The sequence below is a fragment of the Streptomyces sp. NPDC048479 genome, assembly GCF_040651435.1.
In the GTDB taxonomy this organism is placed as follows: Bacteria; Actinomycetota; Actinomycetes; order Streptomycetales; family Streptomycetaceae; genus Streptomyces.
The window spans coordinates 17,819-39,715 of the sequence record NZ_JBEZKA010000011.1 but is presented as its reverse complement, the minus strand read 5'-3'; the positions used below and the strand labels follow the sequence as shown (position 1 = coordinate 39,715).

Below are 21,897 nucleotides of genomic sequence, written 5' to 3'. Positions count from 1 at the left end.
CATGTGGTGGGGGGTGGCATCGGCTCTGCTGGCCAACGTCTTCTACAGCACAGGCTTCGTACTCGAGAAGCGGGCGTTGTCCCGTCTGCCGCGACTGAACACGGGACAGCCGGCCCGAGTCGTACGGTTGCTCATCGGGAGCCCGATGTGGCTCGGCGGTTCGCTCGCGCTCGCCGCCGGCTTCGCGGCACAGCTGGCCGTCTACCGCACCCTTCCCATCGCGGCCGCGCAGGGCATCTTCGTCTCCGGTCTCGTGCTGCTGCTTCTGCTCTCCTCGGTCGTGCTGGGCGAGCGCCCCAGCGGCCGCGAGCGACGTGGCGTGGTCGTGATCACCCTCGCCCTGCTGATGGTCGTGGCCTCCCTCCAGCGCTCCGACGCCGTGGGCGGGCATGCCTCGGCAGGCCGTGTCCTGCTGATCTGCCTGCCCGCGCTCGCGGCGGGGCTGTGGCTGTACCGGTCCGTGGAACGCCGGACCCGCCGCCGTCACCGGATGCCGACCGCGGGCGTCGAATACGGCGTCGCTGTCGGCCTGTTGTACGGCGTCAGCTCGCTCGCCATCAAGGGCGTCTCCGGTCATCTGACGACCCGCGGTATCGGAGACGCGGTCCTCGCCCTGCTGAGGTCGCCCTATCCGTACCTCCTGCTCGTCACCTCGGTCACCGGCCTGATCCTGTCCCAGACCGCGCTGCAGCGCTGCCGGGCATCTCTGATCGTGCCCGTGTGCACCACCGTCACCTGTCTGTTCACGGCCGCGCTCGGCACTTTCGTCTTCGGCGAGTCCCTGCCGGGAGACCCGCTGCGGCTCGCCCTGCGACTCGGCGGCACCGTACTCGCCGTCTCCGTCCTGCTGATGCTTCCGCGCCATGACGAACCCCCCACCCCGGCAAAGGAGTTGGCTCATGAAGCCTGACGATCCCCTGCTCCGGATCATCGTCTGCCCGATCGACAAGGGGCAGCTGACGCTGCTCCTGCCCGAGGAGATCCTCTACAACCCGCGGCTGCACCGGCGCTATCCGATCATCGATGGAATACCGCAACTGCTGCCCTCCTCCGGTGCCCGGGTGCCCGACGAGGAGCACGAGCGGATCCTCAGACGAATCGGTCCCTGACATTCGCCGCCGACGGCGGCTATGCGCCTTCCTGAGTCGCCGGCGACGGGTGGGGTGTGACCCCGCGGGCCTCATCCGCAGATGCTGCCGGCCCTCCTGGCCCGCGACAGCGGCGACGAGGCGGGAGCCACAGCACCGGCACATGAGATCGCCCGCTGAGCGGCAGCACTCGGCGCCGTACACATCGAGGCCCAGGCCATCGACTTCGTGGCCCGCGCCGACCCGACCGCACCACCCGAGAATCACTCCTGACCGCCTCGGATGCCGCTCCGCCCCTCGCCGCCCAGGCGGTCAGCGCCGTCTGCCCGCCCGGCCGTCGCTCGACGCCACCGGGGACGGCGTGCGACTTCACCACGCGTGTGCTGCTCTTGATGGAGTGGAGACCCGCGGCACTGCCCGGCCCCGCCCGCCTGCGGGCCCGGCCCCACAGGTGGTGTCCGCGCAGGAGCGGAGACGGGCTGTGAGAAGGAGGAGCCATGTCCCACACGACGAAAGCGTCCCGGCACGTGAGCGGTATGCGAAACGCTCGCTACGGCGAGATCCTTCTGATCTCGCCGGGCGAGGACGGTCATCTCAAGGCCGCCGTCTACAACACCTTCGGTCTCAACGACTGTCCGCCGGAGCAGTGGAACGCGCTCGACCCCCGTGCGCTGGCGGAGCAATTCCACGTGCCGATGGTGTTCCTGAACGGACCCCGCTTCTGGACGATCGACGAGGTCACGACGTTCCAGTGGGGGGACGCCGCGATGTTCGACGGCCTGGAGGCCCGCTGGGTGGCCGAGGTCCGCATCCCCGCGGAGATCGACCCCACCGGGGCGACGGCCAGGAAGTTCTACGTCGATACCACGGTGAAACGGGACACCGAGTACATCCTGTCCAGCGGCAAACCGGTGCACGAGCTGATCGCCCCGGGCGACCGCACATACGTCCTCCAGGCGTACTCCCACACCGTGGACGACAGCCAGACGATGGAAACTCTGGCCACGCTCGGCCGGCGGCTGCGACTCCCGCAAGGCTGGCGGTACCGGGTCCACACCCCGGAAGACGACCTTCTCGTGCGGACGGTCGCGGGAGATGCCCACGTCGTGCAGGACGAGCTGGAGAACACCTACATGCTCCTCGCCCACTGAGCTCGGCGCGCCCCAGCGCTGTGCCGAGGTGGCCCACCTGCACTGCTGCCTGCGGCGTGCGGCAGGATGACAGGTCGCGCCGCGTGGACTCCGTACGACCCGACGCGACCGCACAACACCCTCCCAGACTGCACAGGTGGCATGGTGACGACACATCACATCCGGCTCACAGCGGCAACCCCCGCCGTCCGCACACTTCCCCGCGCAACGGGAGGAAAGCGGTGAACCGGGACCTCACACTGCACGACGTGATCGTCGCCGGAATCGCGGTGGCCGCAGGCATCGCGGCCGCCCTGCTGCTGCTCGTGATCCTGAAATGGCTCGGCGAACGGGCCGGCAGAACGCGTTGGAGCGGCGACGACATCCTTGTTGACGCCCTGCGGGCACTGGCCCCCTGGGCAGCGATCACCGGCGGCGTGGCGGTCGCGGCGTCGGTACTGCCACTGAACGCCAGGGTCGGACGCAACGTCACCATGACGCTCACCGCCGTGCTCATCATGGCCGCGACCCTCACGGCCGCGAGGATCGTCGCCGGGATGGTGCAGGCCGTGGCGCAGTCCAGGTCCGGTGTCGCCGGGTCGGCCACCATATTCGTGAACATCACGCGCGTCGTGGTGCTGGCAATGGGCTTCCTTGTCGTACTGGAGACCCTGGGCGTCTCCATCGCCCCGCTGCTCACCGCGCTGGGCGTGGGAGGTCTGGCAGTCGCCCTGGCCTTGCAGGACACTCTGGCCAACCTCTTCGCAGGAGTGCACATCCTCGCTTCCAGAACGGTGCAGCCCGGTGACTACATCAGGCTCAGCAGCGGCGAGGAGGGCTATGTCGTCGACATCAACTGGCGCAACACCGTGGTGCGCCAGCTCTCCAGCAACCTGGTGATCATCCCCAACACGAAGCTGTCCGGCACCAACATGACCAACTTCCACCGGCCGGACCAGCAGATGACGCTCAACGTCCAGGTGGGAGTCGGCTACGACAGCGACCTGGACCACGTCGAGCGGGTCACCACCGAGGTCGTCGAGAGCGTGATGGCGGACATCGCCGGCGCCCTGCCCGACCATGAACCGGCCGTTCGTTTCCACACGTTCGGCGACTCCAGGATCGGCTTCACGGTGATCCTGGGGGTCGGCGAGTTCAGTGACCAGTACCGGATCAAGCACGAGTTCATCAAGCGTCTGCACCGCCGCTACCGTGCCGAGGGCATCAGCATCCCCGCTCCGACGCGGACCATTGCCGTGCAGCAGGGAGAGTTGCCGATTCCCCACCAGCGCTCCGCCGAGGAGCCGATGACCGCACCGACGCATCGGGTCCCCGCGGTGTGACGACCGGGGGGCAGGGCGCATTCCTGTATCACCCTTCCATATGCGCGGCTGACCGTCACGCCTTGCTGAGTCGCACCACGTCCCCTGCCCTGCCGCCCGCGAGGACATCGATCCGGGCTCCGGTGTCCGGATCGGTGAAGGTCTGGCCGGGCGCGTATGCGGCCATGTCCAGCTGGGTGCAACCAGTGGGCGGGGTGGCGGTCGGGTTGGCGTTCATGATCCTCACCGGTCCCTCGCCGGTCAGGGCGGCGGAATCGACCTTGTAGATGAGGACGCCGGTGGAGCAGGCACCCTGGTCGTTGCCCTCGGCGCGGCGGGATTCGGCGACGTACGCCGTGGTCTCGCCGGTGCGCAGTACGGCGATCCTGGTCCCGCCGGGGCGCTCCACCGGGGTCAGCCGTACCGTGCGGCGTCCGGGGCCGGGCAGGCAGGAGACCTGGTTGTCGCGGGTCCAGCCGAGCTTCCACGAGTGCCAGCCGAGGTACTGCGGGGCGGGTCCCGCGATGTTGCCCATGACGTCCCAGCCGCCGGCGTACTGGTGGGTGGAGCCGGTGAAGGAATACAGGTCCGGGAGGCCGAAGGTGTGACCGGTCTCGTGGGCGGCGACCTTGTATCCCCAGCGCCACATGTCCTGCCCGAAGGTGACCGCCCACTTGACCCGGGTGCCGTCGGCGATGACACCGGCCGTGGTGGGGTCGTGGAGGTAGGTCGGGGAGAAGGAGACCGCGGCCGCTGCCTTCGTGGGGACGACATAGACCATGTCGTACCCGGAGAGGTCCGCGTAGGGGTCGGCGGCGGTGATCGCGTCGCGGACGTACTTCTCGTGGGTCTCGAAAGTGAGGCCGCGCGCGAACCCGTACGAGGTGGAGTCCGCGGGCATCCGAATCCAGCGGTGCAACGAGCTGATGGCGAGCCGGGAGCGGCCGTAGCCGGCTCTGCTCATCCAGTCGGCGGCCGGGGCGAGTTGGGCGGCGTAGGCGTCCGTGGAGTCCGTGGCCTGCGCGTCGGGGAAGTCAACGAACAGGGTCAGGACGCGGTGGGTGCCGGTGGAGCGCTGGAACTGGGTCCGATCGGTGTCGTGGCCCTCGTCGGTCCAGCCGGTCTTGCCGGGAAGGGCACAATCAGCGGCCGGAGCAGGCGAATTGGGAGTTGTGGCAGCGGTGGCCGTGGTCGGGGTGGCGAGACAGGAGACGAGGGCGAATACCGCGGTGAGGGGCCGCAGGCGGGTCGGCAGGGCGGACATGTCTCTCCCATTGGGGGCGGCGGTGGCAGGCGGAAGCGGAGGGGAAGGACGGAAGAGGATGGGGCTACGCGCGGTCTGCGGCCAGGTCCATCAGGCGGGCCAGCACACGACCGCCAGAGGCGGTGACGCCATCGTGCTCCCATTCATTGGATATCCAGACGCGGGTGGCACCGACCTCGCACGCGGTGCGCAGGGAGAGTGCGGCGTCCACATACATGTCGTCGTGATAGACGATCGCGGCGAGGGGGACCTGGTTGGCGGCGAGGCGATGGGGGTCGTACAGCGGCGGCCAGTCGGCGCGTTCGGCCTGCAGGTCGGCGGCGTCCGCGAAGGGGCGCAGACCCGTGATGTCGCGGAACATCCACGGGTAGATCATTTCTCCGGTGAGGAGAAGAGGATCCGCGTCCTCGGCGAATTCAGGGAGGTCCGCGAGCGCCCGCGAAGCGGCCCAGCCGCTCGAAGCCGCGCCCTGACCGTAGAGCGTCTCCTGCATCACGGCGAACAGCGGATTGTCGGTGAAGCCGGTGAGGGCCATCACCTGATGGAGGAAGGTGTCGGTCAACTCGCCATCTCCGTCCAGGGATTCTTCGAGCAGCCAATGGAGCCGTTCGAAGCCGTCGCCCATGCCGAGGGCGAGTCCGAGGGTGCGCAGGCGGCGGGTGGTGAGGCGGTCTCCATTGGGGAGGTGGACCTCGGCGGTCGCGAGGAGATCGGCGATCTTGCGGAGGCGGGGGGCGTCGTCGGGGTAGCGGGCGTAGAAGTCGACAACGCGGTGCCGCACCCGCGGGTAGGTGCGGGCGTATACGTCGTCGGCGGTGGCGGTGAGACCGGGCAGACCACCGGTCACGTAGCAGGCCCGCAGGCCCTCGGGCGCCTGGGAAAGGTAGGTGAGGGTGATGAAGCCGCCGTAGCTCTGGCCGAGTGTCTCCCAGGGCTGTCCACCACAGAGCTGACGGCGAATCAGTTCCGCGTCGGCAACCACGGCGTCCGCACGGAAACGGCTGAGATACGCGGCGAGTTGGGCGGGTGATGCGAAGCGGGCGGCGGACCGGGCGGTGACGGGGGTGGAGCGGCCGGTGCCGCGCTGGTCCAGCAGGAGCACCCGGTGGGTCTTGAGCGCCTGGGGCAGCCAGCTCGGCGAACCGGCCGACGGACGTGGTGATTTGCCGCCCGGGCCGCCCTGCAGGTAGAGCAGCCAGGGAAGTCGCTCGCCGACGCGGGCCGGGTGGACGACCTCACGGGCGAAGACCTGGATGTCCGGCCCGTTGGGGGCGGAGTGGTCCAGGGGGACGGTGAAGACGTGGTCGACGGTCGCGTACGCGGGGTTCATGGATCCCTTTCACAGCCCAGGAGCTGCGGCATGAAGTGTGACATTGCATGGATCAGCATGGTGCGGCCGGCTGTCGGCGGGGAGCCCCCAAGTCCGCATAACTCCACGTTATGGAGGGCCGTGCCGCCCGAGTCAGACGTGGCCCGCCTCGACCAGGGCCACCTCCTCGTTGACCTGGGCGACCCGGAACCCCCTTGTCACGTTGTTTACACGGGTGACAGGGTGTACGTGCGGCTCGAGGTGTAGAACTCCAAGGCCGCGTGCCCCTGTTCGCGCGGCCCGTGGCTGGATGCCTTGGCGCCGCCGAAAGGCAGGTGGAAGTCCACGCCGGTGGACGGGGCGTTGATCCGGATCATCCCGGTGTCGAGCTGATCCAGTCCGTTGAGGGCCGTGTCCAGGTCCGCGGTGTGGACTGAGGTGACCAGGCCGTACGGGACCGAGTTGGTGATCCGTACCGCATGGGCGAGGTCGTCGGCGGGCAGCAGGGCCGCGATGGGCCCGAAGACCTCCTCGCGCAGCAGCCGGTGGCCCGGGGACACCTTCTCGACCAGGGTCGGGGCCGCGTACCAGCCGGGAAGGTCGGGCACGGTTCCACCCGCGAGTACCGAGAGCCCGCCCCAGGCACTGCTGACCTGATCGCGAGCATGTTCGTTGATGAGGGGTCCGCACACAGTGGACGGGGCGGCCGGGTCGCCGACCGGGACGGTCCGCAGCGCCTCGGAGAGTGCCTCGCGCAGGGGGTCGAGGGCCGCGCCGACCGCGATCACGCGGCTGGTGGCGGTGCACTTCTGGCCCGCGTATCCGGCGATCGCGGCGGCTATGTGGACCGCGGCCCGCTCGATGTCGGCGTCCGGAAGGACGAGGGCCGCGTTCAGGCCGCCCATCTCCGCCTGCACCGGGATGCCCCGGGCCGTGGCGGCACGTGCGACTGCCTGGCCGACAGTTGTCGAGCCAGTGAAGGAGACGACGTCGGCGGCGGAGACGAGGGCGTTGCCCTCGTCTCCGCCGCCGGGAAGCACGGTGAACACCCCGGCCGGAAGGCTCTGTTGGACGATCTCGGCAAGACGCTGGGCACATGCCGTCGCTGCCGGAGCGGGCTTGAGCACGACCGCGTTGCCCACGGCGAGTGCCGGGGCGGCCTTCCAGCTCGGGATGGCGAAGGGGAAGTTCCAGGGTGTGATGAGGCCCGCGACGCCGTGCGGGCGTCGGCGGGTGAGGAGGAGTCCGGGGCCGGCGGCGGGTTCATGGACGGCGCCGGTGGGTTCGTACGGTGCCTGGGCGTAGTACCGCCAGATCGCGGCAGTCCGCGCGACCTCGGCCCGGGCCTCGGCGAGCGGCTTGCCCACCTCGCGCACGGCGAGTCCGGCAAGCTCGTCCGCGGCGGCCTCGATGCCGGTGGCGACCGCGGTGAGCGCTGCCGAACGGGCGGCCGCACCACCGATCAGCCAGCCTGGTTGGGCGGCGCGGGCCCGCTCGACGGCATCAACCACCGTGAACCCACCGGGAGTCGGGATGTTGACGAGTACGTCGGTGGGGTCGGCCGGGTTGTGGGAGACGAGGCTGGTCATAGGAGGGAACCTTCGGGGAAGGGGTCGTGGAAGACATGTCGCTTACACATGCGTTGGCTCTCGTGGTCAGTGGTGACCGTCGGCGACGGCCTTCTCGGTGGCGGCCCGGACTCCGGCCTCGATCTCCCCCGTGAGAGGGAAGCGCGGCGGGCGGGTGGGGCCACCGCGGCGGCCGACGATGTCCATGGACAGCTTGATGGACTGGACGAACTCCGTCTTCGAATCCCAGCGCAGCAGCGAGTGCAGGGACTTGTAGAGCGGCACGGCGGTGTCCAGGTCACCGGCGACAGCGGCGTTGTACAGCTCGGCGCAACTTGCGGGGAAGGCGTTGGGGTAGCCGGCGATCCAGCCGACCGCACCGGCCACGGCGAGTTCGAGCAGGACGTCGTCCGCACCGATCAGCAGGTCGAGTTCCGGGGCGAGTTCGGCGATCTCGTACGCGCGCCGTACATCGCCGGTGAACTCCTTGACGGCGACGATGTGCCCGTCGCCGTGCAGTTTGGCCAGCAGCCCGGGCGTCAGATCCACCTTGGTGTCGATGGGATTGTTGTACGCGACGACCGGCACCCCCGCCTTGGCGGCCTCGGCATAGTGGGCGCGGACGGCCTGCTCGTCGGCCCGGTAGGCGTTCGGGGGCAGCAGGAGGACCGAGCCGCAGCGGGCTTCGGCCGCCTGCTCCGCCCAGCGGCGGGCCTCGGCGCTGCCGTAGGCGGCGACGCCGGGCATGACCCGCGCGCCGTCGCCCGCAGCGTCGACGGCGGTACGGACCACGCGGGCCCGCTCCTCGTCGGTGAGGGTCTGGTACTCGCCGAGCGAACCGTTCGGCACGACGCCGTCGCAGCCGTTCTCGATCAGCCAGGCGACATGCTCGGCGTACGCGTCGTAGTCGACGGACAGGTCGTCGCGCAGGGGCAGCGCGGTGGCGACCATGATCCCGCGCCAGGGACGGGCGCTGTTCCAGTTGGTGGCGGTCATGCCGGTAGCCTTTCTATAATGTGTGACATTTTACTGTGGGGGATGTGGCGCCCACAAGAGGGCGGGCCGCGGGTCAGCGGTCAACCCCCGGGGCGGTATCGGGCCCGATCTCGGCGGGCTCGTCGAGCGAGGCGAGTGCCGAGAGCGGAACAGGCACGGCGAACGGACGGCGTTCGGCGGGTGATTCCACGGCGCCCTCGCGGGCTGCCAGGCAAGCTACAGCCGTCCCGCACACACGCCCCTGGCACCAGCCCATGCCGGCCCGGGTCAGGAGTTTGACGGTGCGTGCGTCGCGGGCCCCCAGGTCGGCGATGGCTTCACGGATGCTTCCGGCGGACACTTCCTCACAGCGGCACACGTCCGTGTCGTCGGTCAGCCAGCCCGTCCAGCCCGGTCCCGGGGCATGGGCGACGGTCATCGCGTCGGCGAAGGCGCGCAGCCGGTCCCGGCGGCGTTGCAGCTCGCGGACGCGCCCCTCACGGACGGGGTACCCGTCCAGTCTGGCGGCTGACGCGAGCCCCGCCAGTTCCCCTTCCGTGCGGGCCAGCTGCGCGCCACCGACTCCCCCGGTCTCCCCCGCCGCCCACAGGCCACGCACAGAGGTTTCCTGAAGGCCGTCCAGGGCCAGGGCGGATGTCCCGTCAGCCAAGGGGCGGGTGGCGCAGCCGAGTGTGGTGGCCAGCTCGATCTGCGGGGCAAGGCCGTGCCCCACAGCGAGCGCGTCGCACTCGATCCGCCGGCCCGCCCCCCGTACGGGCCGCCAGTCGCGGTCGAGCCGGGTGACGGTGACGGCCTCCACCCGGTCGGTGCCGTGCACCTCGGTGACCGCGCTTCGGGTGCACAGCCGTACCCGGTGCCGCAGCAGAGCGGCACCGTGAACCGCCGCCTCGAGAAGTTTCTGCGGGTTGGCCGCGAGCGCGCGGGGATGGCGGGCGTATCCCAGATAGCCGGACGCCTCGACGACGGCCGGGACCTGCGCGCCGGCGGCGGCCAGCGAGGAGGCGACCGCGAGCAGCAGAGGCCCGCTGCCCGCCACGACCACGCGCTTACCGGGCAGCACCAGGCCGGACTTGAGCATGGCCTGCGCTCCCCCGGCACCCACGACACCCGGCAAGGTCCAGCCAGGAAAGGGCAGTTGGCGTTCGTACGCCCCCGTCGCGAGCAGGACCGTCCGGGCCCGTACCCGCACCCCCCGCTCTGCGGTGCCGTCGGCCCCGGTGACGGCGTGCACCGCCCACAGGCCGTGGTCCTCCTTGGCGACCGCCCAGACATGGTGTCCGTAGAGGTGGCCGGCGTCGCTCTGCTCCAGGCGCCGGCGGAGCTCGGCGAAGGCAGCCCAGTCGTGGTGCAGGGCCTCGGGCCGCGCCGCCTTCAGGCTGGGCGCCGGATGCCGGTAGAACTGCCCACCGGTCTGGGACGAGGAGTCCAGCAGAGCTACGGACAGGCCGAGTTCGGCGGCGGTGACGGCGCCCGCGAGACCGGCGGAGCCCGCTCCGATCACCGCGAGGTCGTACGGGTCAGACGCTGAGGCCGGCATGGCCGTGTCCCTCCTGGGTGGTGATCGCGTCGCCGGGACGGGCAGGCACCAGACAGGCTCTGCGGTTGGGCTCCCCGTTGATGACGGCGAGACAGTCGTAGCACTGCCCGATGCCGCAGAAGACACCCCGCGGCCGGCCGGCGTTGCGCGTGGTGCGCCAGGCGAGGATGCCCGCGGTCCACAGGGCTGCGGCGACGGACTGCCCGGGCAGGGCGGTGACCGGACTGCCGTCCATCGTGATCTCGAACGACGGGCCGGGGTTCGCCCCGACCAGGTCGGTGGGGGTACGGGCCACTGCGGGCCTCCTCTCGTAGCAGACGGGTCAGGGTCAAGCGGCGGATTCGAAGCGGCCGGGCTCGAACGGGCCCAGGTCCAGCGGCAGTTCACCGCCGTCCAAACAGCGTGCGACGATCAGCCCGGTGGCCGGGGCAAGCCCGATCCCCGCGCCTTCGTGACCGCAGGCGTGCAGCAGGCCCGGCACCCGCGGATCGTGGCCGATGGCAGGGAGATGGTCGGGCAGGTACGGGCGGAACCCCGCATACGTCCGCATCGCCCGCACCCCGGCCAGGACCGGGAACAGTGCGGTGGCCTGCGCCGCCAGACGGCGCATCACCTCGGTCGACAACGTGACGTCGAAGCCGACCCGTTCCCGGCTGGCACCGATCAGGACGGGGCCCGCCGGGGTGCCCTCGACCACGGCCGAGGTTTGCAGCGCGGCCGAACCGCTCGCGACATCGGCGACATAGTCCGCGGAGTACACCTTGTGCCGCACCACGCGCGGCAGCGGTTCGGTGACAAGGACGAAACCGCGGCGGGGCAGCACGGGAAGCTTGACGCCCGCAAGCCGGGCCAGCTCGCCACCCCAGGCGCCGGCGGCGTTGACCACGTACGGGGCATGCACATCGCCGGCCACCGTATGCACCCCCCGCACCCGTCCGTCCGCCGTGGTGAGCAGGCCGGTGACTTCCTCGTCGAGCCTGAGGCGCACCTGGTCACCGCCCGCGCGCAGCAGATGCGCGGCCGCCAGGGCCGGCATGACCTGCGCATCCTGGGGGTAGTGGAAGCCACCTGCCAGGCCGGGGGCCAGATGCGGCTCCAGGTCCTTCAACCCGTCCCCCGGGACTTCCTCCGACTGCACACCGGCCTTCTCCTGTCCGGCCGCGAAGTCGCGCAGGGCTTGCATCCCGGCCTCCCCGGAGGCGACGACGAGGCCGCCCTTGGGTTCGTACTCGATCTGCGGCGGGAGCAGTTCGGCCAGCTCCCGCCACAACCCGGTGGACAGCAAAGCGAGTTCGAGTTCGGGTCCGGGCTCCTTGTCGGAGACCAGGAGGTTGCCCTCGCCGGCACCCGTGCTGCCGCCCGCGACGGGGCCGCGGTCGATCACGGTGACGGAGAGGCCGGCTCGGGCCGCGTAGTAGGCACAGGCCGCGCCGACCACGCCCGCACCGACGACGATGACGTCCGAGGTGTTTCTTGTGAGCACAGCAGTAATATTTCACATAGCACTGACGATGCCAAGGGTTTCGCGCGATCCGCCCGCCGCTCACCCCTCCAACGGTCCCCCTCGGACACAGGTGAGTAACGGACTCGCCGATGCCTTGTCAGTGCAATTTCACATTACTATGTTACCGGTCACATTCCAGCCCTCTGGCTGGCCGACTGTTCTCGGAGTGACCACTGATGAACAAGCGCACCCTTACCGCCGTCGCTACCGCCCTGGCGGCGACCATCGCACTCGGCACAGCCGGCTGTTCCGGCTCCCAGCACCCGGCCGCGGGCAACGGCGCCGGCGGCAAGAACCCGGCGACTGCCAACCAAGGCGCCGCAGTCGGCGGCACTCCACAGAAGGGCGGCACCCTCACGGTCCTGTCCAACCAGGACTTCACCCACCTCGACCCGGCCCGCAACTGGGTGATGAGCGACATGGAGTTCGGGACCCGGCTGCTCTACCGCACCCTGGTCACCTACAAGGCAGCCCCCGGCACGGCGGGCGGTGAACTCGTCCCGGACCTCGCAACCGACCTCGGCACCTCCTCCAACGGCGCCAAGACCTGGACCTTCCGCCTCAAGCAGGGAGTCAAGTACGAGGACGGCACGCCCGTCACCGCGCAGGACATCAAGTACAACGTGGAGCGGTCCTTCTCCCCCGACCTGCCCGGCGGCGCGGACTACGCGGCCCGCTACCTGGCCGGCGCCGAGGGCTACCAGGGGCCGGCCGAGGGCAAGCACCTCGCCTCCATCAGGACGCCTGACGACCACACGATCGTCTTCGAACTCCGCAAGCCCTTCGCGGAGTTCCCCAACGCCACCGTCATGCCGACCTTCGCCCCGGTACCCAAGGGCCAGGACAAGGGGCCGCAGTACGACAACCGGCCGTTCTCCTCGGGCCCGTACAAGATCGAGTCGTACGAGCGCGGCAAGAAGCTGGTGCTTGTGCGCAACGCCAGCTGGGACGCCTCGACCGACGAGGTGCGCAAGGCGTACCCGGACAAGCTGGTCATGGTGATGGGGCTGAAGGCCAACCAGATCGACGACCGGCTGATCGCCAGCCAGGGCGCGGACGCCTCCGCCGTCTCCTGGGGTGCGCTGCGGCCGGAGAGCGCGGCCAAGGTGCTGCCCAGCGCGGAGGTGCGGAAGCGGCTGATTGCCGAGTCGACCAACTGCACGGACATGGTCCAGATGCACACCGGGCGGGCTCCGTTCAATGATGTGAAGGTCCGTCAGGCGGTGCAGTACGCGCTGGACAGGGACTCGGTGCTCACTGCCTCGGGCGGCCCCGCCTTCAACGACCTGTCCACCGCCTACATGCCGGCCACCCTCTTCGACGGCAAGGAACCGGACACTCTGAAGATCCCCGCGACCGGGGATGTCGAGAAGGCGAAGCAGCTGCTGAAGGAGGCGGGCAAGCCGGACGGGTTCGAGACGAAGATGACCGTCTCGACCGGGGACAAGGGGCGGGCCGAGGCGATCCAGCAGTCGCTGGGCAAGGCCGGGATCAAGGTCACCATCGAGACCGTCGACCCGTCGGCGTTCTACGCGACGATCGGCGACACCAAGAACCGCACCGACATCGCCTACACGGGCTGGTGCCCCGACTACCCGTCCGGCTCCACCTTCCTGCCGTTCGTCTTCGACGGCCGCTACATCAAGGAGAAGGGCAACTCCGGCAACCACTCGCTCTTCCGCGACCAGCCGACCATGAAGCGGATGGACGAAATCGCCGCCATGACCGATGCCAGGCAGGCCAACACCGCCTGGCGGCAGCTGGACGGCGAGATCCTCGCCAAGGCCCCCGCCGTACCGGTCCTGGTCCGCCGCTGGCCCCTGGTGCTCGGCAGCAACATCGCCGGCGCCTACGGTCAGACCTCCTTCGGCGGTCAGCTCGACTACGCCGCAGTCGGCCTCAAGGACCCCTCCAAGAGCCAGGGCTGAGGGTTCGACAGATCATGACCACCGCAACTGCACCAGTGGAGGTTCCGGCGGGCAGCGGCCCCTGGCAGCTGGCCCGCGCGGAACTGCGCCGCCGCACCTCCGTCAAGATCTCCCTTGTCATCGTCGCGCTCTTCGTCGTCATGGCCGCCGCCGCGCCCCTGCTGAGCGCACTGGGCGGCTGGTCGCCCGACGAGTTCGACAAGTCCGCCGTCGACCCCTATCTGGGCGGTCTGCCGCTCGGACCGCTCGGCGGGATCTCCGCCGACCACTGGCTGGGCGTCGAACCCGTCTCCGGCCGCGACCTGTTCGCCCGGGTCGTGCACGGCGCCCAGGTCTCCCTCCTGATCGCCTTCACCGCGACCGCGATCGTCGTGGTCGCGGGCACGGCGGCCGGGATCGCGGCAGGCTACTTCGGCGGCCGCACCGACGCGGTCCTCAGCCGGATCATGGACCTGACCATGTCCTTCCCCTCCCTCATCTTCATGATCGCGATGATGTCGGTGGCCAAGGACGTCAACCGGATCGTGCTGATGACCGCGGTGATCGGGCTGTTCGGCTGGCCCGGCATCGCCCGCGTGGTCCGCGGCCAGACACTCTCGCTCAAGCACCGCGAGTACGTCGACGCCGCGCGGGTGGGCGGATCGGGGCCCTGGCGGATCCTCACCCGCGACATCCTCCCGGGCGTCGCCGGGCCCGTCATCGCGTACACCACCCTGATCATCCCGGGCATGATCGCCACCGAAGCGGCCCTGAGCTATCTGGGCGTCGGCGTCCGCCCGCCCACCCCCTCCTGGGGCCAGATGATCGCCGAGAGCGTCGCCTTCTACGACACGGATCCCATGTACTTCGTCATCCCGAGCATCTGCCTCTTCCTCGCCGTGCTCGCCTTCACCCTCCTCGGAGACGCGCTGCGGGACATCCTCGACCCGAGGGGAAGCCGCACATGACCCGCTACCTCGGCCGCCGGCTGCTCGGCGTGATCGGCGTGCTCATCGCGATCGCCGCCGTCACCTTCACCATCTTCTACGTCCTGCCCTCCGACCCGGCCGCCGCGGCCTGCGGCAAGTCGTGCAGCGCCGAACGCCTGACGGCGATCCGCGCCCACATGGGCCTGGACCAGCCGATCTGGGTGCAGTTCTGGGACTTCCTGAGCGGCATCTTCACCGGCCGCACCCTGGGCAGCGGCCAGTACGCGCTGCACTGCGGCTTTCCGTGCCTGGGCTACTCGTACGAGAACAGCGAGTCCGTCTGGGGCCTGCTGATGGACCGGCTTCCGGTCTCCGCCTCGCTCGCGTTCGGCGCGGCGGTGCTGTGGCTGCTGCTCGGCCTGACCGCCGGAGTCACCGCCGCCCTGCGCAAGGACACCCTGCTCGACCGGGTCCTGATGATCGGCGCGGTCGGCGCCGCCTCGATGCCCGTGTACTTCACCTCGATGATGCTCATCTACGGGCTGATCCGGGTGGCGGGGCTGTTCCCCTATCCGCAGTACGTGTCCTTCGGCAGCGACCCCGTCAACTGGGCGACCAACCTGCTCCTGCCGTGGCTGGCACTCGCCATCCTGTACGCGGCCATGTACGCACGCCAGAGCCGCAGTTCGATGATCGAGACGATGGCGGAGCCGTTCATCCGCACGGCCCGCGCCAAGGGCCTGCCGCGTCGCACGGTCGTCGTCAAGCACGGGTTGCGGGCCGGCATGACGCCGATCCTCACCATCTTCGGCATGGACCTGGGCGGGCTGCTCGCGGGCGCCGTCATCACCGAGTCCATCTTCGGACTCCCGGGCATCGGCCGGCTTTTCTACGGCGCGCTCTCCAGCGGGGACCAGCCGGTCATCCTCGGGGTCACGCTGCTCGCCGCCACCTTCATCGTCGTCGCCAACCTGGCCGTCGACCTGCTGTACGCCGTCGTCGACCCGAGGGTGAGGTTCTGATGACCGGAAGCCAATCTCTGCTGAGCGTACGAGACTTGAGTGTCACCTTCGCGACGAAGCGGGGGCCGGTACGGGCCGTGGACTCACTCAGCTTCGACGTCCACCGGGGCCGCACCCTGGGCATCGTCGGCGAGTCCGGTTCGGGCAAGTCCGTCACCTCGATGGCGGTACTCGGGCTGCACACCGCCGCCGAGGTCACCGGCTCGATCAGCCTCGACGGACAGGAGCTGCTGGGGCTCCGGGAGCGGGAGCTGAACCGGCTGCGGGGCCGCCGGATGGCCATGATCTTCCAGGACCCGCTCTCCAGCCTCCACCCGTACTACACGGTCGGCGAGCAGATCGCCGAACACCACCGGGTCCACTTCAACTCCCGCCGTGCGGTGGCACACAGACGGGCCGTGGAGATGCTCGCCGAGGTCGGCATCCCCGAGCCGGAACGCCGGGCGGGCGAGTATCCGCACCAGTTCTCCGGCGGGATGCGCCAGCGCGTGATGATCGCCATGGCGCTGGCCTGCGAGCCCGAACTCCTCATCGCGGACGAGCCGACCACCGCCCTCGACGTCACCGTCCAGGCCCAGATCCTGGAGCTGATCGCCCGGCTGCAGGAGGAGCGTGGACTCGCCGTCGTCATGATCACCCACGATCTCGGGGTGGTCGCCCGGGTCGCCCACGAGGTGCTGGTGATGTACGGCGGACGCGCGGCCGAACAGGCCCCGGTGGACACCCTGTTCGCAACCCCCGCCCATCCCTACACCCGCGGGCTGCTCGACTCCCTGCCCCGGCTCGACGACAGCGACGACGAACCGCTGCGGGCCATCCCCGGCAGCCCGCCGTCCCTGCTGGCACCCGCCCCCGGCTGTGCGTTCGCGCCCCGCTGCCCCCGGGCGGCAGGCGCGTTGGAGAGCGAGCGGCTGCGCTGCGAGACCGAACGGCCCCTGCTCTCCGGACCGGCCGAGCATCCGGCCGCCTGCCACCTCCCCGCATACGAAGGCGTCACCTCATGACCAGTACAGCTCAGCCACTCCTCAGCGTGCGGCCGCTCCTCAGCGTGCGGGACGTAACGATGGCCTTCCCGGGAAAGCGCCGCCGTGCGGATCCCGTGCGAGCCGTCGACGGCATCAGCTTCGATGTGGCCGCCGGGGAAACGCTTGGCCTGGTCGGCGAGTCCGGCTGCGGCAAGTCCACCACCGGCCGCATGATCGTACGGCTCCTGGAACCCACCACCGGAGCGATCACCTACGACGGCCACGACATCAGCCATCTGTCCCAGCGCGAACTCAAGCCACTGCGCCGCGAACTCCAGATGGTCTTCCAGGACCCGCACTCCTCCCTCAATCCGCGCCAGACCGTGGCCCGGATCATCTCCGACCCCCTTCTGGCGCAAGGGAGTTCGTCGGCGGACGCACGCAAGCGGGCAGCCGAGCTGATGGACCTGGTCGGACTCATCCCCGAGCACATCGACCGCTATCCGCACGAGTTCTCCGGCGGCCAGGCCCAGCGCATCGGCATCGCCCGCTCGCTCGCCACCAGCCCCCGGCTGGTCGTCGCCGACGAGCCCGTCTCCGCCCTCGACGTCTCCGTACAGGCCCAGATCGTCAACCTCATGGAACGCCTCCAGCAGGAGCTCGGCCTGGCCTACCTCTTCATCGCCCACGACCTCTCGGTCGTCAAGCGGGTCTGCGACCGGGTCGCCGTCATGTACCTCGGCCGGATCGTCGAAATCGGCGACAAGGAACGGGTGTACGCCGCCCCTGCCCACCCCTACACCCGGGCGCTGCTCTCCGCGGTGCCCCTGCCCGACCCCGCAGCCGAGCGGGCCCGTGAGCGCATCACACTCCTGGGCGACCCGCCCAGCCCGGCCTCTCCCCCACCGGGCTGCACCTTCCACCCGCGCTGCCCCAAGGCTCAGGCCATCTGCCGCGCCGAGGCACCACTGCTGCGGATCGCCGCACCCGGCGAGCCGCGGGAGGTCGCCTGCCACTTCCCAGAGGCGGCCTGAACACGGTCGCGCCCCGGATCCGCACAACGGATCCGGGGCACAACTGTTCAATCCTGGCTACGACTTGGTGATTCGCACCGTCTCTCCGTAGCCATCGGCGCTCAGCACGTCGATCCGTACACCGGCCGCGGAGTCCGTGAATGACTCACCGGCCCAGTACGGGGCGTCGTCCAGCGGGCGGCACCCGCTCGCCGGAGTGGCACTGGGCCTGGCGTCCATGACCCGGATCGGTCCGTAGCCGGTCTGCACGGATGTGTCGACCTTGTAGACCAGCGCGCCGGTCGAACAGGCTGCCGTGTCCGCCTGGACCGACCGGCGGGATTCGACGACGTACGCGGTCGCCGGTCCCGTACGCACCACGGCCAACTTGGTGCCGCTGCCGTACTCGACCGCGGTGAGATACACCGTGCCGCTGCCCGCCGAGGCCTGGCAGTAGACCTGGCTGTCATCGGTCCAGCCGAGCTTCCACGACTCCCAGCCGAAATACTGCGGCGCCTTCCCCCCAACCAGACCCATCACGTCCCAGCCGCCGACGAACCGGTGGCCATCGGTGCCCGTGTCAAAGGCGTACAGGTCCGGCAGCCCGAAGCTGTGGGCGGTCTCATGGCCGACCAGCTTCGGACCCCAGTGCCACATGTCCTGGCCGAAGGTCACCGCCCACTTGATCCTGGTGCCGTCGGCGACGACACCCGCCGCGCCCGGGTCGTACACGTACGTGGGGGTGAAGGAGATCGCCGACGCGTTCTTCGTCGCGACGACGTACACCATGTCGTACCGCGAGAAGTCCACATACGGGTCGGCGGCCGTCACGGCATCCCTGAGGTATGCCTCGTGTGCCTCGTGGCCGAGACCGCGTGCGAAGCCGTAGTCGGTGGAGTTGTGCGGCATCCGAACCCAGCGCTGCTGCTGGGTGATGGCAAGCCACACCTTGCCGTACGAGGCGTTCCACAGCCAGTCCGCGCCGGGCGTGAGCTGTGCGGCGTCGTCGGCCGGAGACTCGGTGGCCGGCGTGTCCGGGAAGTCCACGAAGATCATGCCGACCCTGATGGTGCCGACGGGGCGCTGGAAGACGGAGTAGTCGGTGTCGTGGCCCTCGTCCGTCCAGCCGGTGGTGCCGCCAAGGGCACAGGCTGATGGGCCGGCTGAGGCCGCATTGGCGGACGGGGTGCCGAGGAGCAGCAGGAGCATGGCGGCGAGCAGCGCAGGCAGAAGCACCCTGTGCGCCGGCGTCAAGTGGTGGGACTGTCTCACCGGATCAGTACCTCTCGATGTATGGCGTGTGACATTTCACATAAGACTGCGGATGCGCGCCCCTGTCCGAAAGCTGTCGTCGCTCCATAACATCCACGCCATGGATCTGGAGGTACGGCATCTGCGGGTGGTGTGCGCGATCGCCGAGGCGGGCAGCCTCACTCGCGCCGCCGCCTCGCTGCGCATGACTCAGCCAGGGCTCAGCACCCAACTGCGCCGCATTGAGACCATGCTGGGCGGAGCCCTCTTCGACCGCAGGCAAGCCGGCGCCGTCCCCACACCCTTCGGCGAGCTGGTACTGAGCCGGGCGCACGCCATCCTGCCGGGCATCGACGACCTCCTCGCCGACACCGCCCGGGCCGCCCTGGCCGCCCGCCGAACCTCGACCCCTGAGCGGGTCCGCATCGGGTCGGTCGGCGCCCCCCTGCTCGGCCATCTCATTCTGGCCGTAAAGGAGCTGCTGCCCCACTCCGAAGTGACCTCGCGCTGTCAGTACTCCCCCACAACTCTGCTCGACGATCTTGCGGCGGGCCGTTTGGAAGCGACGGTGCTCGGCGACCATCCCGACCAGGAGCTACCGCCACTTGAGGGCGTGGTGCTCAACCCGATCGTCACCGAGCCCGTATTCGCCCTCCTGCCGACGGCCCACCCGCTGGCGGCGCAGGAGGAGGTCTCGCTCGCTCAACTCATGAACGAGGACTGGGCAGTTCCCCGCCCCGACAGCGACCGCACCCGCGAATACTGGTCGTCCGTCTGCGCTCAGGCAGGTCGCCGTCCGTTCACCCCGTACGAAGCCGAGGGGCGGCAGTTGATCGAGATCGTACGGGCCGGCTTGGCCGTCAGCCTCTGCCAGGCCACGTTCATCGAGGCCCCGGGCGTCGCTGTCCGTCCCCTCGCCGGAAATCCTCTGTGGTACCGGCATGTTCTGGCCTGGCACCGCGACGGCGCTCTCGCCGCACACGGTGCCGAAATCCACCGCAGAGTCGCCGCCGGCTATCTGGACACCTGCGCCGCCAGCCCTGCGTACGCACGCTGGCGAGAACGGCATCCGCAATCGGCCGGATCGGCGGAGACCAGAACCTGAACCCATGGGCGAGGGGCACGCGGCTGACGAAGCCGTTGTCGCAGCCGGAGGTGGCTGTCGAGGCCGCGGTCGTGGCTGACCAGCTGGTCGGGCTGCTGGTGGAGCGGGCCGCTCCGAAGGCCTGCAACGCAGGGGGACTCGGCCGAACGCGCGGCGGCCCTGCACCGGCCTGCCGGCACCGCCGTCTTCCCGACCCTGGCACCCGGGTCGGCATTGCGGTCCGGCGCCTTGTCGTGGACAGTTGCTCTCGGTACAGAGAGCCGAGAGATCGACGCCGCGCCGCCCGAAGAGGGCAGCCTTGGTCCTCTTCGTGAGCGCTTGGAGGAGAGGTCGGACCGGTATGAGAGGACCGCTGCTGCACCGGCGGTTTCCACAGCTGGTCACCTCATTGCCGTACCTCCCGCTCGGCGATCGGCCGACGCCCGTACGCGAGCTGACCGGGTTGGCACACGGGATCTCGCTGTGGTGCAAGGACGAGAGCGGGTTCGGCTCGGGCGGGTGGGGTGGCAACAAGATCCGCAAGCTTGAGTGGATCCTCCCCGATGTGCAACGCCGTGGGACACGAACCATCCTCACAGTGGGTGGTCTCGGTACGAACTGGGGTCTGGCCACGGCTCTTTACGCTCGGGAGCAGGGCCTGACCACCGCGCTCGCCCTGATCGACCAACCGGTCGACGACCACGTCCGGGCACAACTGGAGCGGCTTCGACGGTCCGGTGCCACCCTGCACTTCACCCGTACCAAGAATCGGACAATCGCCGCCGCCCCCTGGCTCTTTCTTCGCCATGCCACGGGGAGACGGCTGCCATACTTCCTGCCGGCGGGCGGATCGGCACCGGTCGGTACGCTCGGGTACGTCGAAGCAGCCCTCGAGCTCGCGGCCCAGGTAGCGGACGGAGCCCTGCCGGAACCCTCGCATGTGGTCACCGCCGTCGGCTCAGGGGGTACAGCCGCGGGGCTGGCTCTCGGCCTCCGGCTGGCAGGGCTGCGCCGCACCCGAGTGGTGGGCGTCGTCGTCAACCACACGCTTCGGCTGGACGCGCAAGCCGTGGTCACGCTGGCCAGGAAAACCGAGCGTTTGCTTCGCAGGCGGGGCGCGAACCTTCCTCCGATCCAGATCGCGCCCGACCACGTGACGATGGTGCGGGACTGGCTGGGCCCGGGCTACGGTTACGCCACACCGCAGGCCGTTGAGGCGCAGCGACTCGCCGCCGACAGTGCGCACATGGAGCTTGAGCCCGTGTACACGGCGAAAGCGCTGGCTGCCCTGCTCGCGATGGCGGCCGACGGTCGCCTCGGCACCGGCCCTGTTCTGTTCCTCCATACCCACGGCCCCAGGGACGACCTCTGAGCACCACCGGCTCGACCTCGACAACACCTACGCGGTGCATTCGATGCAGCGCATCGGGCGGGCGGCGTCAGCCCTGGCCGGACCTGCGCTGCGGGTCCGGCCAGGGCATGAGTGGGACGGTCTTCATCGACGACGTGCGGTCTCATGGCGGGTGCGCGTCCGGAGAAGCACGATGCCTGCGATCAGCAGCACAGCTCCGGCCGCAGAAGGCCACAGCTGGGCGCCAGTAGCCGCAAGCCCGCCCGGTCCGGCTTGGCGCTCGCTGCTGCTGCCGTCCTGCGCCAGGCCGTTCTCACCGGCGTCCTGCGTGCTCTGCGCGCCAGGCGTACCGGCACCCGACCCCGCCGCAACCTGAGGTTTCTCCACATCACCCGCAGTGTCCGGCGCGCCCGTCGCACCAGGCTTAGCAGCAGCCGGCCCGGCCGCAACCTCGGGCCTCTCCACACCACCCGCAGCGTCCGGCGCACCCGTCGCACCAGGCTTAGCAGCCGAACCCGCCGCAACCTCAGGCCTCTCCACACCACCCGCAGCGTCCGGCGTACCCGTCGCACCAGGCTTAGCAGCCGAACCCGCCGCAACCTCAGGCCTCTCCACACCACCCGCAGCGTCCGGCGTACCCGTCGCACCAGGCTTAGC

At 69.9% G+C, this 21,897-nt stretch carries 19 protein-coding genes; 11 read left to right on the top strand and 8 right to left on the bottom strand.

From position 1 onward, the window contains the following. The first annotated feature begins 1 nt into the window (after position 1). The 4 genes from AB0D12_RS18670 (at position 2) to AB0D12_RS18655 (ending at position 3,561) form a co-directional block, all read left to right on the top strand. A complete protein-coding gene (locus AB0D12_RS18670) occupies positions 2–910 on the top strand; it encodes a DMT family transporter (protein WP_362683558.1) in 909 nt (302 codons plus the stop codon). Next, positions 900–1,109 (top strand): Trm112 family protein, encoded by a 210-nt coding sequence (locus AB0D12_RS18665; RefSeq protein WP_327327501.1) that lies wholly within the window; start codon positions 900–902, stop codon positions 1,107–1,109. Before AB0D12_RS18670 ends, AB0D12_RS18665 begins: the two co-directional genes overlap by 11 nt. Positions 1,110–1,585: 476 nt before the next feature. Next, positions 1,586–2,239, top strand: a complete 654-nt coding sequence (locus tag AB0D12_RS18660) for a hypothetical protein (RefSeq protein ID WP_362683555.1) — start codon at positions 1,586–1,588, stop codon at positions 2,237–2,239. Positions 2,240–2,460: 221 nt separating this feature from the next. Next, positions 2,461–3,561 carry a mechanosensitive ion channel family protein gene (locus tag AB0D12_RS18655; protein ID WP_362683552.1) on the top strand — a complete coding sequence of 367 codons (1,101 nt, stop codon included), beginning with the start codon at positions 2,461–2,463 and terminating at the stop codon, positions 3,559–3,561. Between the two features lie 55 nt (positions 3,562–3,616). Here the strand turns inward: AB0D12_RS18655 and AB0D12_RS18650 are convergent, their stop codons facing one another. The 7 genes from AB0D12_RS18650 to AB0D12_RS18620 all read right to left on the bottom strand — a co-directional run bounded on the left by AB0D12_RS18650 (position 3,617) and on the right by AB0D12_RS18620 (position 11,697). Next, positions 3,617–4,804 carry a M6 family metalloprotease domain-containing protein gene (locus AB0D12_RS18650; protein WP_362683549.1) on the bottom strand — a complete coding sequence of 396 codons (1,188 nt, stop codon included), beginning with the start codon at positions 4,802–4,804 and terminating at the stop codon, positions 3,617–3,619. A 64-nt stretch (positions 4,805–4,868) separates the two neighbouring features. Beyond that, the gene (locus AB0D12_RS18645; RefSeq protein WP_362683546.1) at positions 4,869–6,134 is read right to left on the bottom strand and encodes an alpha/beta fold hydrolase; all 1,266 of its coding nucleotides are present in this window, start codon (positions 6,132–6,134) and stop codon (positions 4,869–4,871) included. Positions 6,135–6,340: 206 nt separating this feature from the next. After that, entirely contained in the window at positions 6,341–7,702 is a 1,362-nt protein-coding gene (locus AB0D12_RS18640; RefSeq protein WP_362683543.1) for an aldehyde dehydrogenase family protein, read from the bottom strand. Positions 7,703–7,768: 66 nt separating this feature from the next. Continuing rightward, the gene (locus AB0D12_RS18635; protein WP_362683540.1) at positions 7,769–8,677 is read right to left on the bottom strand and encodes a dihydrodipicolinate synthase family protein; all 909 of its coding nucleotides are present in this window, start codon (positions 8,675–8,677) and stop codon (positions 7,769–7,771) included. Positions 8,678–8,750: 73 nt separating this feature from the next. Further along, entirely contained in the window at positions 8,751–10,214 is a 1,464-nt protein-coding gene (locus AB0D12_RS18630; RefSeq protein ID WP_362683537.1) for an NAD(P)/FAD-dependent oxidoreductase, read from the bottom strand. Next, a complete protein-coding gene (locus AB0D12_RS18625) occupies positions 10,195–10,509 on the bottom strand; it encodes a (2Fe-2S)-binding protein (protein WP_362683534.1) in 315 nt (104 codons plus the stop codon). The genes AB0D12_RS18630 and AB0D12_RS18625 overlap by 20 nt, the downstream gene beginning before the upstream one ends. A 33-nt stretch (positions 10,510–10,542) precedes the next feature. Beyond that, complete coding sequence (locus AB0D12_RS18620) at positions 10,543–11,697, bottom strand: FAD-dependent oxidoreductase (protein ID WP_362683531.1); 1,155 nt, start codon at positions 11,695–11,697, stop codon at positions 10,543–10,545. 197 nt (positions 11,698–11,894) lie between these two features. Here AB0D12_RS18620 and AB0D12_RS18615 point away from each other — a divergent pair, with 197 nt between their 5' ends. Genes AB0D12_RS18615 through AB0D12_RS18595 form a run of 5 tightly spaced genes read left to right on the top strand, consistent with a single transcriptional unit; the run spans position 11,895 to position 17,575 of the window. Beyond that, positions 11,895–13,646, top strand: coding sequence for an ABC transporter substrate-binding protein (locus tag AB0D12_RS18615; RefSeq protein ID WP_362683528.1), 1,752 nt, complete (start codon positions 11,895–11,897; stop codon positions 13,644–13,646). Positions 13,647–13,660: 14 nt separating this feature from the next. Then, positions 13,661–14,593, top strand: coding sequence for an ABC transporter permease (locus tag AB0D12_RS18610; RefSeq protein WP_362683526.1), 933 nt, complete (start codon positions 13,661–13,663; stop codon positions 14,591–14,593). Continuing rightward, a complete protein-coding gene (locus AB0D12_RS18605; protein ID WP_362683523.1) occupies positions 14,590–15,576 on the top strand; it encodes an ABC transporter permease in 987 nt (328 codons plus the stop codon). The genes AB0D12_RS18610 and AB0D12_RS18605 overlap by 4 nt, the downstream gene beginning before the upstream one ends. Next, the gene (locus tag AB0D12_RS18600) at positions 15,576–16,580 is read left to right on the top strand and encodes an ABC transporter ATP-binding protein (RefSeq protein ID WP_362683520.1); all 1,005 of its coding nucleotides are present in this window, start codon (positions 15,576–15,578) and stop codon (positions 16,578–16,580) included. The genes AB0D12_RS18605 and AB0D12_RS18600 overlap by 1 nt, the downstream gene beginning before the upstream one ends. Next, entirely contained in the window at positions 16,577–17,575 is a 999-nt protein-coding gene (locus AB0D12_RS18595; protein WP_362683517.1) for an oligopeptide/dipeptide ABC transporter ATP-binding protein, read from the top strand. Before AB0D12_RS18600 ends, AB0D12_RS18595 begins: the two co-directional genes overlap by 4 nt. Before the next feature lie 57 nt (positions 17,576–17,632). Here the strand turns inward: AB0D12_RS18595 and AB0D12_RS18590 are convergent, their stop codons facing one another. Continuing rightward, positions 17,633–18,763 (bottom strand): M6 family metalloprotease domain-containing protein, encoded by a 1,131-nt coding sequence (locus AB0D12_RS18590; RefSeq protein ID WP_362684067.1) that lies wholly within the window; start codon positions 18,761–18,763, stop codon positions 17,633–17,635. 163 nt (positions 18,764–18,926) lie between these two features. Here AB0D12_RS18590 and AB0D12_RS18585 point away from each other — a divergent pair, with 163 nt between their 5' ends. Both AB0D12_RS18585 and AB0D12_RS18580 read left to right on the top strand, forming a co-directional pair. Continuing rightward, positions 18,927–19,910, top strand: coding sequence for a LysR family transcriptional regulator (locus AB0D12_RS18585; protein WP_362683514.1), 984 nt, complete (start codon positions 18,927–18,929; stop codon positions 19,908–19,910). Positions 19,911–20,250: 340 nt separating this feature from the next. Beyond that, positions 20,251–21,261, top strand: coding sequence for a pyridoxal-phosphate dependent enzyme (locus tag AB0D12_RS18580; protein WP_362683511.1), 1,011 nt, complete (start codon positions 20,251–20,253; stop codon positions 21,259–21,261). Positions 21,262–21,897 lie beyond the last annotated feature (636 nt).

Excerpts from the sequence above, each read along its gene's own strand:
- AB0D12_RS18650 (WP_362683549.1), bottom strand. The coding sequence starts at position 4,804 with ATGTCCGCCCTGCCGACCCGCCTGCGGCCCCTCACCGCGGTATTCGCC.
- AB0D12_RS18610 (WP_362683526.1), top strand. The coding sequence starts at position 13,661 with ATGACCACCGCAACTGCACCAGTGGAGGTTCCGGCGGGCAGCGGCCCC.
- AB0D12_RS18640 (WP_362683543.1), bottom strand. The coding sequence starts at position 7,702 with ATGACCAGCCTCGTCTCCCACAACCCGGCCGACCCCACCGACGTACTC.
- AB0D12_RS18580 (WP_362683511.1), top strand. The coding sequence starts at position 20,251 with ATGAGAGGACCGCTGCTGCACCGGCGGTTTCCACAGCTGGTCACCTCA.
- AB0D12_RS18645 (WP_362683546.1), bottom strand. The coding sequence starts at position 6,134 with ATGAACCCCGCGTACGCGACCGTCGACCACGTCTTCACCGTCCCCCTG.
- AB0D12_RS18630 (WP_362683537.1), bottom strand. The coding sequence starts at position 10,214 with ATGCCGGCCTCAGCGTCTGACCCGTACGACCTCGCGGTGATCGGAGCG.
- AB0D12_RS18605 (WP_362683523.1), top strand. The coding sequence starts at position 14,590 with ATGACCCGCTACCTCGGCCGCCGGCTGCTCGGCGTGATCGGCGTGCTC.
- AB0D12_RS18635 (WP_362683540.1), bottom strand. The coding sequence starts at position 8,677 with ATGACCGCCACCAACTGGAACAGCGCCCGTCCCTGGCGCGGGATCATG.
- AB0D12_RS18615 (WP_362683528.1), top strand. The coding sequence starts at position 11,895 with ATGAACAAGCGCACCCTTACCGCCGTCGCTACCGCCCTGGCGGCGACC.
- AB0D12_RS18585 (WP_362683514.1), top strand. The coding sequence starts at position 18,927 with ATGGATCTGGAGGTACGGCATCTGCGGGTGGTGTGCGCGATCGCCGAG.
- AB0D12_RS18665 (WP_327327501.1), top strand. The coding sequence starts at position 900 with ATGAAGCCTGACGATCCCCTGCTCCGGATCATCGTCTGCCCGATCGAC.
- AB0D12_RS18590 (WP_362684067.1), bottom strand. The coding sequence starts at position 18,763 with ATGCTCCTGCTGCTCCTCGGCACCCCGTCCGCCAATGCGGCCTCAGCC.
- AB0D12_RS18660 (WP_362683555.1), top strand. The coding sequence starts at position 1,586 with ATGTCCCACACGACGAAAGCGTCCCGGCACGTGAGCGGTATGCGAAAC.
- AB0D12_RS18670 (WP_362683558.1), top strand. The coding sequence starts at position 2 with ATGTGGTGGGGGGTGGCATCGGCTCTGCTGGCCAACGTCTTCTACAGC.
- AB0D12_RS18600 (WP_362683520.1), top strand. The coding sequence starts at position 15,576 with ATGACCGGAAGCCAATCTCTGCTGAGCGTACGAGACTTGAGTGTCACC.
- AB0D12_RS18595 (WP_362683517.1), top strand. The coding sequence starts at position 16,577 with ATGACCAGTACAGCTCAGCCACTCCTCAGCGTGCGGCCGCTCCTCAGC.